This window comes from Virgibacillus flavescens (assembly GCF_050574275.1).
GTDB lineage: Bacteria > Bacillota > Bacilli > Bacillales > Amphibacillaceae > Virgibacillus_F > Virgibacillus_F flavescens.
This window is the reverse complement of sequence record NZ_CP192260.1, coordinates 765048-779831: the sequence shown is the minus strand read 5'-3', so window position 1 is coordinate 779831 and position 14784 is coordinate 765048. Positions and strand designations below refer to the sequence as shown.

The window sequence follows — 14784 nt, the reverse complement described above, 5'->3', positions numbered from 1 at the left end:
TAATTTTATTGTTTAAGGTAACCAATATCGTATGATGAAAAATTACCTGTAATTATTCTTTGCAAGTCTTGATAAGTCACCTGCAAATAAATACCGTTATAATTTATAGCTTCAGAAGATGAAGGGGCGGTTTTAACTTGAATCCCACTATAAATATTATTTTTCCTGCCAGCATTCACTTGTACCTGCTGTAGAGAACTATCCAGCTTATTATAATTTTGAAGTGTTTTGGCTTCCTGTAGAATAACTTCAAAGTACGCCTTTTTTGCTTTCATCATATTATTATAAGATGTAGTTTCTGCAACACTCATTTCATCACGCAATAATCTTTCAAGTTTACTCGATTCTTTTCCTTGTTTCAGCTTGTAATCTTCCATAATAGATTCTAAAACAGGTGTTTCCTGGTTCATTGCTAATAGCTGTGATTCCAACTTTGAAAGTTTCTTTTTCAGCTTATCTTCCATAGTAGCATCATCATCTAAAAGCCTTTTCTTGATAGCCTGTGTCATTTCTACATCTCGAATAAAGCGTACTTCCATTTCAATATCTTCTACAGTTTGTTTATGGTTGTTTAGTTTATCTGATAGCTTTTTTAGTCCAGTATGGTATCCATTAATGAATGATTCTATCTGCTTAGTGTTATTCATCAATATCAGCCCCTTTTTCAGTATGGATAATCATGTATGGAAATGCCTTAAACTTATGTAAATCCTTCTTTTCTACATAAGCTATACCCTGCTTAAATGTATATCCAGCCCTTTCCCCGTTGAAATAGTGATGTATAGTACCCTTAATCGTCTTTGAAATGTATACTGGTACTTCCACCTTAATCAATCCTTGCTTATCTCGGTAATAATCCTGAATGAATTTCTTTCTATCTTGATTCATCATTATCAGCTTCCTTTTCATTTTTTATTAGTATTTGAATATCAGTAGATATAAAATGTAAGCCGTTTCTATCGACATAACCTTTAATACATCTAGCGTAATTTAGCATTGAAAGTATGTTTACTATCAGGTAAATTATGAAGCAATGTTATGGCTTCCTTTGCCTTATGTTTAGCTTGGAAGAGTAGACTATCTATTAACTGGTTATTTTTGCTGTTAAGCAAGTGTGATAATGGATGTACACTGTAATTCACAGATAAACTATCTATCCTTTTCTTCATTAGTTCAATTAGTATGTTAGCTTCAGCTTCATCCTTAGTTATATCCCCATTGTTGAAACCATTGGCTATATCCTTCAGTGCTTGCAATTCATCATTTACAAGGTTATTCATAATGCTTCACCTTCTTAGCTTTGTTTACCATTTGATGTACTAGCATGATTTCAGCTACTTCACATCCATGCTGTAGAAGCATTTCTAAAATTATTTCTTTTTGCCAATCCTTATAAGCGTCATGCTTCATCAGATAAACTATAGCTTGCCTTGAAATGTTTAGCCTTCCTGCAACATGTTTGTACTTCAAATTAACTACCTTTAATAACGCTATGATTGTATCAGCATCTAGTAGCTGTAAAACTTCTTTTTTATCGTATTTCAACTTCCTGCCCCCTTTTTGTATATGTATAAAAAAAGAAGTACCGCTAAATAAAGCGATACTTCAGGGATTGAATCAGATAACGGCTATATCGATTCAAAACACCTTATCACAATGTGATGGATATAAAGAAGGCTATTTACCTTCTGCTAGTATATAACACGCTTAAAGCATTGAAAGTACTACAATAAGCAATCATTTTTCTTTTACGAAAGATAATTAATTAATATTCTCTTCTTTCTTCAAGTAGTTTCGCTTTAGCTAATGAAAAATCACCTATCAGATTGCTAGCTGGTGCATAGGTTGATAACCAAACTAGGAAAGGATTAATTATCACTGTAGTTCCTGTACCTGTTTGTCTAAAACTGAAAATGTATTCATCATCTAACCTAATTCTTCTTAGTTTTGCTTTCAGGTTTCTATAGTCCTTAATACCGAGTAATTCAGCTACTTCACTTATTCCATATGGTACACACTTTTCATATTCCATTTCATCTGAATATTTACAGATTACGTTATGATATTTATTTAGATACGGTATCAGTCTATAAATAATTGCGATAGATTTAGGTTGATGCATTTTATATAATCGCTGAATCATTTCATCATAGGTTTTAAATACTTTTGAAGATGATGTACCATTCTTTTTTGGTGAACCTTTGAAGCACATGTTGTTATTCCAGTATATTTTCCCTTCATTTTCATCTATGAAATTCAGATGCAGTAGCTTATTATAAAACTGATAAAACCTATCTTTATTCTTGATTTTCACCTTTTCCCTTAGCAGTTTCTTTGTCATTATTTGATTGTTTTTTGTCATTAAGTAGCCATCATAATTAACATAGCTGCCTAAGTAGATAATATGGACTTTTTCAGCATCACTAAAATCGTTGTTTTGAAATAATTCACGAACACTTTCTTTTAAACTGAAGGTGAATGAATCGCCAGCGAGTTTATTGAAGTAAATTAAACCTTCAGTAGCTTCCTTTTTCTTGTAGTAGGCATCTATTTTAGCTTTAGGCGTAATTCTATAGTCATGTGTCAATTCTGCTGGTATAAATACCCCACTTACTAATTCACCGGTTTCCTTATCTATTAGCTTCTTAGTTTCATATAGAAAATCATTACTTTGTGATGTTGCCATGTACTTTCACCCTTTTGTTGGTTGTTTTGAAAAGGGAAGTCCATAATTCATCCAAAGATTAGGGGGTTATTTTTGTACCCATTTTTATGTGTTTAGGGGTTATTTCTGTACCCTCAATAAAAACCTCAAACCCATTGGTACATAAGCGTTAAGTGCTATTTTCTACTTACTTCGTTACTCTATATCTAGTTAATACTTCTAAAGTAGATATAGGTTATAGTAATTGCGTATAAGGGCTACTCGCCCTTTATAATCCCAGCTAGTACTAGATGCTGTAAGGCATAAATGCCTAACACCATCTACATACTAGGAAATCTAAATAACCATCTAATACCACTAATAATAGTGATATAGAGATAGTTTTTTATGTGTGGACTGCGTAGCAGGACACTAGCCGAAGGCTATAATAACGTAATTAATGGAATTTAACAGATAATACGGATTTACCAGCAATTTCAAATTCTCTTAATTCCTTGATTGCCTTATTTACTGCTGTTTTAGATATTCCAGCATACTTAGCTATTCCACTTCTAGTGATTTCACAGTATCCATTAGTATCAGTAAATGCTTGGATAATCAGAAATACCGTAAAAGTAGTAGGCTTTAATTCAGCAATAAATCCTTCAGTAATCACACCTTTATATAGTCGTATATAATTATCATTTTCGATTCTACCAGTTAGTAGATTTAATCTATTGTCTTTTCCAGTTTCAATCATCTTTTCACCCCCTTTCAACTTAATAACGAAAGAAGGTGAAAAACCTGACATATAATATTGAATTTATTTTTATAACGTTTTTTTGGATTCTATTCTATGATGCCACTTCACTATCTCGTAAAAAATATCTGTACGTAACTTTGAAGTGGTGGACATAAAGCATATTCACTTGACAAATGAAATGAAATTGTACAGCTAAGTCACGTAAATAGCTGAATTGATGCCATGTTAAAAAATCCTTACGAAAAGCTGTTTCCTGCTATATCAAACCGTGTAGCTGTTTGCTATAGGGTATCCATGCCATGTTATGACATAGTAGCTTGTAGCCCTGTAATTTACCTGAATTCAAATATATAAGTTTAGTGCCATAAAGTGCCATAACTTAAAAGTATTGACACCGTTTTCCTTATGCAGTAAAATCAAGGTACTACAAGGTGTCATTACATAGTGTCATAAATGAAGCGATAAAAGGGGCTATATTATGAAAAGATATGGGTACGCAAGAGTGAGTACAATTCATCAGGATTTAGAATCACAGATACAGGCATTAGAGAATGAAGGCTGTGATGTAATCTATTCAGAGAAATTTACAGGTACTAAAGCGGATAGACCGAAATTCAATGAAGTATTATCACTGTTAGTAAAAGGTGATACGCTGGTAGTCACTAAACTAGATAGATTCGCTAGGTCTACAGTAGATGCTATTCAGATAGTAAAGGAATTGTTTAACAGGGGCGTAAAGGTACACGTACTCAATATGGGGCTGGTAGAGGATACACCAACAGGAACGCTTATACTAACAGTTATGAGTGGCTTTGCACAGTTTGAAAGAGATATGATTGTTGAAAGAACACAGGAAGGAAAGGCTATAGCAAAACAAAAGCCTGATTTTAGAGAAGGTCGTCCTGCTGTATATAGCTTAAAACAGATACTACACGCTTTGAAGCTACTAGAAACACATTCCTATAAACAGGTAGAAGAAGTTACTGGTATATCTAAAAGTACGCTAATCAGGGCTAAAAGGAAGCATAGGGCAGAAGGAAAGTAGGTTATTTAATATAATTGTAATACTTAATGATGGAAGGAAAGAGATAAATAAATGAAAGAAGTAACGCTAGAGATAAAACAGTTTCAGATACCAAAAAACGATTATTTATTGGATATTGATGTATATTTTTGTAGCATGGAGAATAGTTGTTTGATTTCTGTACCAAAGTGGAATTGTTGTTATTTATGGGAATCAGTTAATAGTAATGATTTTGATAAGAGGGAATGTATAAATGCCTTTACAGTATCATTTTATAAACTAGATGCCACAAATCTCGTAGATAAGATACAGCAATATCTATTACTTAGCGATATAAAACGATAATCAGTATAAGAAGAATATACCCCTTGCTAAACACTGGCTAGGGGGTTTCTGTTTATGTATACAGACAGGGTGGCTTAATCACGGGGGATAGGGATTCTTTTAAGATGATATAGAATATAGGGGAACAATGCAGGCTACTACAAGGATTCTATTACAACTCGTTTAGATGATGATATACAGCCATCAAACATGCTGTATGTAACGATTAAAACTATGCTTAATTGATATTTATATTAGCTGTTAATGCTTATTCAATCCAGTAGAAATTAAATCAGAGTGTTACATATGAGAATACGAAACTGAAGCCAATTAATTGATGTAAAAGCCTGTTAAATTATCTTATTAAAAAGGATTAAATATAAAACACAGTTCCGTATTACCTAAAACACTTGCGAAGCTGTTAAAGGGCTACCCGTACCACTGGGGGGCGGTACACCAAATCCGGTAAAAGGAGTGGCGGAAATTTTTTCACCAATTTTCTGACTTTGGTTCAGCAGAAGATTTTATGTACTATTTACCATTTAATAACTGTAACAGTTAAATGTCATGATAAATATTAATGTCCTATAATTGTGCAACCTCACCGTACCTCTTTAAAAAAGTCATATTTCTTAATAATGTAACGATAAGTTCCTCTTTCAATCACATCAAAAGGTGAATCAGATGTGTAACACCCCTGATGCTTAACAGTATTAATTTCATCTAAAATTACACTTTCACCATCCCTATATAACCTTTTACATACAGGACATTTCAATCTATTAAAGTCATTATTCACCATTATATTTTCCTCCTTGCAGCTTCTCCCCCTTTCCGTTTATTGGTAATGAAATCAATAAATATGAAGATACACATAGAGGAGGGATTTCAATAATTCTACCTTTTTGTTAGTAGGTTGTACACAAAATCTATGATATTATTTATATATTATATTTTATTTATTTAAGCATTATTTAAGGAGACTTTGCTATGTCAAAAGTTGCAAATAAATCATTCAAAGAAGTATTGGGGTACTTGCGTTCAATATCAACGTCAGAAGCAGATAAAGGTACACGATTTGAATTACTTATAAAGAAATACTTTGAAAACGACCCAGTTTATTCAGACTTATTTAGAAAGGTGTGGACTTGGAATGAGTTCCCTTTAAATGGTGGGAATCATGATACAGGAATTGACCTAATAGCAGAAGAAAGAATTTCAGGAAAATACTGTGCTATTCAGTGTAAGTTTTATGATGAAAACTATTCTATTCAGAAAAAGGATATAGATTCTTTTTTTACAGAATCAGGCAAGAATTTCTATGATAGCCGAATTATTGTATCGTCAACGGATAAATGGAGTAAAAATGCTGAATTGTCACTAGAGAATCAATCGAAGTCGATAGTTAGAATTCGATTACAGGATTTAAATAAATCGGCTATTAATTGGTCTACATTCATGGTTGATAATATGGATGGGGTTGAATTCAAGAAAAAACACTATTTACTACCCCATCAACAGGAAGCACACACCAATGTTTTAAAAGGTTTTACAAATGCTAACCGTGGGAAACTCATTATGGCTTGTGGTACAGGTAAAACCTTTACTTCATTGAAGATTGCAGAGGAAGTAGCTAATCAAAAGCAGGGTAATAGTGTTGTTTTATATCTTGTACCTTCTATTTCGTTATTATCACAAACATTACGAGAGTGGAACAATCAAACCACTACACCATTCCATACATTTGCAGTATGTTCCGATAGAAAAGTATCTCGGACTTCAGAGGATATTACAGCAATTGATTTAGGATTTCCTGCTACAACTAATTCAGATAAAATTGCAGAAAACTTTAAGTCGCTTCCGAAGGACAGTAAAATGACTGTTGTCTTTTCTACATACCAGTCTATTGAGGTAATTCATGAAGCCCAAGAAAAAGGGTTTCCGGCTTTTGACTTAATTATTGCTGATGAAGCACACCGTACCACAGGTGTTACATTATCAGATGGCGAAGAAAGTCATTTTGTACGTGTACATGACAATGAATATATTCAAGCAGACAAACGTTTATATCAGACTGCAACACCAAAAGTATTTGGGGATAAGACTAAGAATAAAGCAGATGAAAAGGAAGCAGTACTCTCTTCAATGGATGATGCTAGTTTGTTTGGTGAGGATTTCTATAACCTAGCATTCGGTGAAGCAGTAGAACGCGGATTATTAACTGACTATAAAGTTATGGTTCTAGTAACAGACCAAAATTATGTTGATGTTGCCCTTGCTAATGAAATCAAAAGTAAATCAAACACTCTAAAAAGTAGTGACTTTGCACGTATTGTTGGTACATGGAATGGACTTTCTAAACGAAAAAGTCATTCCAATGAAGTTGTAGGTAAACCTATGAAACGTGCTGTTGCATTTACTTCTACTATTGAAACATCAAAACAAGTAACGCAGATTTTTCAGGATGTTGTTGATACTTATTCGCAGAATAGCGATATTTCAAATGGTGCAACCGTTGAAATTCAGCATGTTGATGGAACAATGAACACACTAGAGAGAAATAATAGATTAGATTGGTTAAAAGATGAACCTGAAGACGATAATGTTTGTCGTATTCTTTCTAATGCAAGGTGTTTAACTGAAGGGGTGGATGTTCCCGATTTAGATTCAGTTATTTTCTTTAATCCTAGAAATTCTGTAATTGATGTCATACAGGCTGTAGGTCGTGTAATGCGTAAAGCAGATGATAAAGATTATGGGTATATCATTTTACCGGTTACGATTAACAAAGGTAATGATATAGAAACCGAATTAAATAATAACAAAGAATATAAAGTTGTGTGGCAAGTTCTTCAAGCATTACGTTCACATGATGAACGTTTCAATGCCATGATTAACCAAATGGAATTAAATATGAATAAACCTTCAAATGTTGAAATTATAGGACATACAGGAGATAAAGGTGATACAGGTGATGGGAAGGATACTAATTCTAAGAATGATGAATCACGAAAATTAAGTGAACAAATAGTAGCAACTTTCCCAGACCTTGATGAATTACAAGATTCTATTTACGGACAAATCGTAGACAAAGTTGGAGATAAGCGTTATTGGGAAAATTGGTCAAGTGATGTTGCTGAAATTGCAGGACGGCACTTTGACCGTATTAAATTATTATTACGTGATAGAAATAGTGAACCCTATGCAGTATTTCAAAAGTTTTTAAGTGACTTAAGAAGTAATTTAAATAACTCTATCGAAGAAGATGCAGCTATAGAAATGTTATCGCAGCATCTAATTACTAAACCTGTCTTTGATGCATTATTTGAGGATTATAGCTTTATTAAGAATAATCCAGTATCACAAGCAATTGAAAACATGCTTAGTGTACTTGAAGAAGAAAATCTAGAGAAGGAAACTCGTGCATTAGATAAGTTTTACGAAAGTGTTAAAACTCGTGCAAGCAAAATAGATAATTTAGCTGGAAAACAGAAGGTAATTATTGAACTCTATGATAGATTTTTTGGTACAGCATTCAAAAAGACAACAGAACGTTTGGGTATAGTTTATACACCAATAGAAGTTGTAGATTTTATCATTCACAGTGTAAACGAAATTTTAAGTGAGGAGTTTAATGCTTCATTTAATGATAAGAATGTAAATATCCTTGACCCGTTCACTGGTACAGGTACTTTCATTGTACGTCTACTTCAAAGTGGAATTATCGAAAATAAAAACTTGTTATATAAATTCACTAATGAAATCCATGCAAATGAAATTGTCTTATTAGCTTACTATATCGCAGCAATCAATATAGAGGAAACTTTCCACTCTATTTATGGAGGAGAATATACTCCTTTTGAAGGGGTAGTTCTCACAGATACTTTCCAAATGACTGAAGGAAAAGATACGTTTGTATCAGATATGTTTGATGAAAACTCTAACCGTGCCAAGAAACAAAATGAAAAACCAATTGTTGCAATAATGGGAAACCCACCATATTCAGCTAAGCAAAAAAATGAGAATGACAATAACAAAAATGAAGGATATCCTGACCTAGACGATAGTATTAAAAATACTTATATCAAGGAATCAGAAGCTAGGACTACACATAGTATGTACGATTCATATATTCGTGCTATACGTTGGGCAAGTAATCGAATTGAAAAAAATGGTGTCATTGGTTTCGTTACAAACGGTACGTTTATTGACAGTGCTAGTGCAGATGGATTAAGAAAATCGCTATATGAAGAATTTACATCAATATACGTTTTTAACCTTCGAGGAAATCAAAGAACCTCAGGGGAAGAATCACGTAGGGAAGCTGGTAAAATCTTTGGTAGCGGTTCTCGTACCCCTGTAGCTATTACAGTGTTGGTGAAAAATACAGATAAGTCAGGGTGTAATCTTTACTATCATGACATTGGGGATTATTTATCAAGAAATGAAAAGCTAGATATTATAGCCAATAAAAAGAGTTTCTTAAATATGAAATCAGATTTAATTACGATTATACCTGACCAAAGTAATGATTGGATTAACCAGCAAAGTGACGAATTTGGAAACTTTATCGCCCTTAATGGTGAAGCTACACAAATCTTTTCTGATAGAATCGTTGGAATATCTACTAGTAGAGATACATGGATTATGAATCATAGCCCAAATACTCTTTTGGCGAGTGCTAAAAAAATAATTCAAAGTTACACGAAAGAACTAGATAGATACAAAAAAGAATTTGATGGCAAGTCTGAACTCAAAGATTTTATAAATTCCAACCCAAAAGAAATAGCTTGGTCAAGAAGGTTAAAAAGGTATTTAGAAAATCGCGTTGAAATCGAGTACGATTCCAATCTCATCACAAAAATATATTATAGACCTTTTACAAAAAAATACTTCTATAATGAGATAAAGTTAATCGAGAATCCTAGTAAATGGAATAAAATATTCCCACATAAGGAAGCAAAAAATTATACAATAATGACTACAGGTAGTTCCACAATAATAACTGATATGTACACAGACAAGAACACTTTAGATGGTACTAATAGGGTATATTCACTATATGTTTACGATGAGGATACCGAAAACGATTTATTTTATGAAGGTGGGGAAAATCGTTGTAGTAGTAATATATCAGATTCTATTCTAAAATCATTCCGAATGAAGCAGGGAAAAGAAGTAACTAAAGAAGATATTTTCTTTTATACTTATGGAGTGCTTCATTCAATGGAATTTAAGGAAAAGTATGCAAATGATTTTAAAAAAAATACTCATCGTATCCCAATGGTAAAAAACTTTTTTGAATTTGCTAAAGCGGGACGTGAACTAGCTGAATTACATCTGAATTATGAAGATGTGGAACAGTATAAGGTAACAGAAACGATTAAGAGTGATAATAAGACTGATATATATCGAGTTAAAAAGATGAAATTTGGGAAAGGTAAAGATAAGTCAATTATTGTTTACAATGATAATATTACGATTTCTGATATTCCTTTGGAAGCTTATGACTATGTAGTTAATGGTCGTTCACCAATGGAATGGATTATGGAACATTATCAGGTGAAAGTAGACACAACTAGGGGAATAACGAATGACCCAAACGAGTATTCGGACAACCCACGCTATATTTTAGATTTATTAAAACGTGTGATTACAGTTTCAATTGAAACAAATAAGATTGTGGATAATTTACCTGATTTAGAAATTATTGAATAGAGTAACTTAACTAAACCGCTGGTCGCATGACAGGCGGTTTTTTGCTTGAAAAAATTAAGTTTGCATTCCATAAAAGTACAAGCTATAATTACTAATACAGATTACGAGAACGTAAGACCACTTCATGAACAAGTGTTATTCTACTGTTAGCCTATGGTAGCTATAATACTTGTTACACAAGGGTTAAAGAAGAAATACTTCAATTTAACAGTAAATATTCAAGTTTCCTAAACTATGTGCCGCAGGTTCGAATCCTGCCGGGGGCATATCTATAAAAGCTTTTACATCCTATAAAGCGTAGTGATGTAAAGGTTTTTTATTTTTTGTCGTTATTTTTCCAGGTGAAATACTTTAAAATTCGGACGTGATGTTCTAAAATAGGAAACAGTTACCTAAATTGTTTAATAATTTTTAATTGAATGTTTGTAAACGTTTTCAAAAAATATTAATGAGGTGATTGGATGGAAATGCAGCGTGTACCTGCACAGGATGGAAATTATAATTTACAAAACTATGAAAAGGCAAGAGATGGTTTCTCTTGGGATGATATGAAACAGAATTTCTGCTGGAATGAAACGGGTAAGGTGAATATTGCTTATGAGGCAATTGATCGTCATGCAGAAGATCCAAATAAAAAAGATAAAGTGGCATTATTGTACTCATCGCCTGACCGTGAAGAAAAATTAACATTTGATGATATTCGAAAACAAAGTAATCAATTTGCTAATGTTTTAAAGAAGCATGATGTAAATAAAGGAGATCGTGTCTTCTTATTCCTGCCGAGAGCGCCTGAATTCTATGCAGCTTTTTTCGGTATATTAAAGGTTGGGGCGATTGCAGGACCATTGTTTGAAGCATTTATGGAGCAAGCAGTTCGTGACCGGCTTCAGGATAGTGAAGCGAAAATGCTGATTACTACACCTGAACTATTGGAACGTGTTCCCCAAGAGGATTTACCAGATCTTGAAAAAATCGTGCTAATTGGCGATTCAAATGAATCTGGCGATAAATATATTCATTTTGATAAAGAAATGAAGGAAGCATCCACAGCGTTTGATATCGAGTGGGTTGATTTAGAAGATGGTATGCTGCTTCATTATACATCCGGTTCAACTGGTAAGCCTAAAGGTGTTTATCACGTCCATAACGCCATGGTTCAGCATTATGCTACAGGCAGATGGGTTGCGGATTTGAAGGAAGACGACGTTTACTGGTGTACCGCAGATCCAGGCTGGGTAACCGGCACAAGCTACGGGATTTTTGCACCGTGGTTAATTGGAGTAACCAATGTTGTTCGCGGTGGCCGCTTTAGCCCGGACGATTGGTATGAAACGATTGCTAAAAACAATGTAACCGTATGGTATACAGCTCCGACTGCCTTACGTAAACTAGTGAGCGCAGGGGAGCAAAAGGTCAAAAATCATGACTTCTCGTCGCTTCGCCATATTATGAGTGTTGGAGAGCCATTGAATCCTGAAGTAATTACATGGGGAATGAAAGCATTTGATATGCGCATCCATGATACGTGGTGGATGACAGAAACAGGTGCTATGCTAATCGTGAATTATCCTTCCTTGGAAATGCGTCCAGGTTCTATGGGTAAACCAATTCCAGGCGTAGAAGCGGCAATCGTTGATAACGAAGGAAATGAGCTTCCGGCAAATCAAATGGGTAACCTGGCTATTAAAGAAGGCTGGCCGTCCATGATGCGGAAGATTTGGAATAACAAAAGTAAGTTTGAAAGTTATTTTGTCAATGGATGGTACGTATCCGGCGACAGTGCGTATATGGATGAAGACGGTTATTTCTGGTTCCAGGGTCGACTGGATGATGTAATCAATACTTCCGGTGAACGGGTTGGTCCGTTCGAGGTGGAAAGTAAGCTGATCGAACACCCTGCAGTGTCAGAAGCGGGTGTCATTGGTAAACCAGACCCAGAGCGCGGTGAAATTATTAAAGCATTTATTACGTTGAATGAAGGCTATACTGAGTCAGATGAGCTGCTGGAAGAGATTCGTCAGTTTATCAAAACTGGTCTTAGTGCACATGCAGCGCCTCGTGAGCTTGAGGTGAAGGAATCAATTCCGAAAACACGCAGCGGTAAAATTATGCGTCGACTCTTAAAATCGTGGGAGCTTGGCTTGCCTACAGGAGATACATCTACATTAGAGGAATAAGTTTTTAAGCAGGGGCGCCGATGTGGTGCCCTTGTTTTATTTATATATAAAGAAAGCTATTATAATGTTTTATTTTTTTATAGACGGGAAAATGTATTAATGTAGCAAATCATAAAGGAGCGGATTAATGATGAGTAAAAAAATAGCATGTGTTATAACAGATATGTTTGAAGATGTAGAATATACAGATCCAGCAAAAGCGTATAAGGAAGCTGGACACGAAGTAGTAACAATTGAAAAAGAAAAAGGTAAAACAGTTACTGGTAAAAACGGTGAAGCTTCGGTAACAATTGATAAATCGATTGATGATGTAAATCCGGATGACTTCGATGCCTTGTTTATTCCAGGTGGTTTCTCACCAGATCAACTACGTGGTGATGACCGATTTGTAGCATTTGCGAAACACTTTATGGATGTAAAAAAACCTGTATTCGCAATTTGCCACGGACCACAGTTACTAATTACAGCGAAGTCACTAGAAGGCAGAAAAGCAACTGGTTTTAAATCCATTCAAGTAGATATGGATTATGCTGGGGCAGATGTTAAGGATGAAGAAGTCGTTGTTTGCGGCAATCAACTTGTAACAAGCAGAACGCCTGATGATATTCCGGCATTTAACCGCGAATCGTTAAACTTATTGAAATAAAAAGGATAGGCCGCATGAACCTGATTACAGGTTTATGCGGCCGTTTTTGTTTTTAGTATCGATAAATTTTATTTCAAGACTGATAAAAAATCTGAAGATCGATATGAATTTTTTGGCGATTGATATATTTCATCTTTACAACGATAAGTTTGCGCTACACATCGATATGCCTCGTTTATTTCAGTTTGACAATGTTGAAATTAGACTGCAGCAGCAGCCAGTTTTGTGGAAATGCAAGCCCAAGCTTCCAATAACTGATCCCTCGTAAATTTAATTCTTTAATCATATCAAATTTTGCTTGAATTGATCTTGCGTCCTCAAACCAAACTTCATGTTTTTTACCCCCTGCGTCTGTATAGGTGAAGAATGGTGCCTGTGCTACAGGGTCATACTGAATGGCAACATTTTGTGTTCGTGCTAACGTGATGGCTTGCTGAGGACTTAGTGCATCTGCCGTTCCGCCTTCTACGAAAGGCAGCGTCCAATCATATCCGTATAGATTTTGACCGAGTAAAATCTTTTCTGGCGGCATTACCGACAAAGCAAAGTCCACAACGTCTCGTACTTTATTAATCGGTGATACAGCCATTGCTGGTCCACCACTATAGCCCCACTCGTAAGTCATTAGCACAACAAAGTCAGCAATCTCACCGTGGACGGCATAGTCATGTGCTTCGTACCATGCTCCAACTTGTGTTGCACTTGTTTTAGGTGCTAATGCGGTAGACATGAGCAAACCAGCTTGTGATAATCGATCCTTAGCTTTACGTAAAAATGTATTATATGCCTCACGATCTTCAGGCGGTAAAAATTCAAAATCAAAATGAACATCGGTAAATCCGCCTGAGTTTGCAGTATTGACGATATTATCCAATAAATTGTTCTGTACAGCTTGAACCGTTAAAATAATGTGTCCAAGTTCTGCGCTAAACGCTCCATCTTCCAAGTTCGTGACTGCCAGCATGAGCGTTGTGTTATTACTGTCAGCAATTGTTTTGAAATCATTTAATGGAGGCGCATTCAAACTTCCATCACGATTAATGGTATAGCTGAATGGCGCTAAGTATGTTAAGAACGGTGATATTTTTCGAGCCGCGGCCTCTAATGCCTCGGAAACGGTGTCGCCGTATGGCTCGATATATGCATTTGAAACGATATCTGGTCGAGGTAGAGGTGGAATGTATAATCGAAATCCTACTGGCAAGACGTTTCCAACCGGAATATTATTGATTCGAGCTAACTCCTGATAGGGCATCCCAAATTTTTGAGCAATGGAATATAAGTTTTCGCCACTTTGGACAAAATAAAATTGTCCAACAATTGGGATCACTAATGCCTGCCCAATTACGAGATTACCGGGGGCATCTAGTTCATTGGCCGCAATAATGGTTTCCATTGGCGTGTTGTATGTATTTGCTATATTAAAAATGGTATCCCCTTGTTGTACTACATGAATTTGCATAAATAAACCCTCCTCTAACCGATGTC

At 34.9% G+C, this 14784-nt stretch carries 13 protein-coding genes; 5 read left to right on the top strand and 8 right to left on the bottom strand.

The features are described 5' to 3' along the window. Positions 1-5: 5 nt before the first annotated feature. The 6 genes from VBD025_RS03945 to VBD025_RS03920 form a co-directional block, all read right to left on the bottom strand. Positions 6-647, bottom strand: coding sequence for a hypothetical protein (locus VBD025_RS03945; protein WP_430789476.1), 642 nt, complete (start codon positions 645-647; stop codon positions 6-8). Beyond that, positions 640-891 carry a hypothetical protein gene (locus VBD025_RS03940; RefSeq protein WP_430789474.1) on the bottom strand — a complete coding sequence of 84 codons (252 nt, stop codon included), beginning with the start codon at positions 889-891 and terminating at the stop codon, positions 640-642. Before VBD025_RS03940 ends, VBD025_RS03945 begins: the two co-directional genes overlap by 8 nt. Before the next feature lie 89 nt (positions 892-980). Next, positions 981-1280 (bottom strand): hypothetical protein, encoded by a 300-nt coding sequence (locus VBD025_RS03935; RefSeq protein WP_430789472.1) that lies wholly within the window; start codon positions 1278-1280, stop codon positions 981-983. Further along, positions 1273-1545 (bottom strand): hypothetical protein, encoded by a 273-nt coding sequence (locus VBD025_RS03930; RefSeq protein WP_430789470.1) that lies wholly within the window; start codon positions 1543-1545, stop codon positions 1273-1275. The genes VBD025_RS03935 and VBD025_RS03930 overlap by 8 nt, the downstream gene beginning before the upstream one ends. Before the next feature lie 220 nt (positions 1546-1765). After that, positions 1766-2686, bottom strand: coding sequence for a hypothetical protein (locus VBD025_RS03925; RefSeq protein WP_430789468.1), 921 nt, complete (start codon positions 2684-2686; stop codon positions 1766-1768). A gap of 415 nt (positions 2687-3101) precedes the next feature. Next, complete coding sequence (locus tag VBD025_RS03920) at positions 3102-3404, bottom strand: helix-turn-helix domain-containing protein (protein WP_430789466.1); 303 nt, start codon at positions 3402-3404, stop codon at positions 3102-3104. 481 nt (positions 3405-3885) lie between these two features. Between VBD025_RS03920 and VBD025_RS03915 the strand changes: the two genes are divergently transcribed. Both VBD025_RS03915 and VBD025_RS03910 read left to right on the top strand, forming a co-directional pair. After that, positions 3886-4452 carry a recombinase family protein gene (locus VBD025_RS03915; protein WP_430789464.1) on the top strand — a complete coding sequence of 189 codons (567 nt, stop codon included), beginning with the start codon at positions 3886-3888 and terminating at the stop codon, positions 4450-4452. 51 nt (positions 4453-4503) lie between these two features. Then, entirely contained in the window at positions 4504-4776 is a 273-nt protein-coding gene (locus VBD025_RS03910) for a hypothetical protein (protein ID WP_430789462.1), read from the top strand. A 580-nt stretch (positions 4777-5356) separates the two neighbouring features. Here the strand turns inward: VBD025_RS03910 and VBD025_RS03905 are convergent. Further along, positions 5357-5557, bottom strand: coding sequence for a hypothetical protein (locus VBD025_RS03905; protein WP_430789460.1), 201 nt, complete (start codon positions 5555-5557; stop codon positions 5357-5359). A 188-nt stretch (positions 5558-5745) separates the two neighbouring features. On the opposite strand from VBD025_RS03905, the gene VBD025_RS03900 reads away from it, so the two are divergent. From VBD025_RS03900 to VBD025_RS03890, 3 genes are all read left to right on the top strand, one after another. Continuing rightward, positions 5746-10473: a DEAD/DEAH box helicase gene (locus VBD025_RS03900; protein WP_430789458.1), complete on the top strand. Its 4728-nt coding sequence runs from the start codon at positions 5746-5748 to the stop codon at positions 10471-10473. Between the two features lie 461 nt (positions 10474-10934). Beyond that, entirely contained in the window at positions 10935-12650 is a 1716-nt protein-coding gene (gene acsA, locus VBD025_RS03895) for an acetate--CoA ligase (protein WP_430789456.1), read from the top strand. Between the two features lie 130 nt (positions 12651-12780). Then, positions 12781-13296: a type 1 glutamine amidotransferase domain-containing protein gene (locus VBD025_RS03890; protein WP_430791254.1), complete on the top strand. Its 516-nt coding sequence runs from the start codon at positions 12781-12783 to the stop codon at positions 13294-13296. A gap of 175 nt (positions 13297-13471) precedes the next feature. Here VBD025_RS03890 and VBD025_RS03885 read toward each other — a convergent pair whose 3' ends face one another. Further along, a complete protein-coding gene (locus VBD025_RS03885; protein ID WP_430789454.1) occupies positions 13472-14758 on the bottom strand; it encodes a LysM peptidoglycan-binding domain-containing protein in 1287 nt (428 codons plus the stop codon). Between the last annotated feature and the right edge of the window lie 26 nt (positions 14759-14784).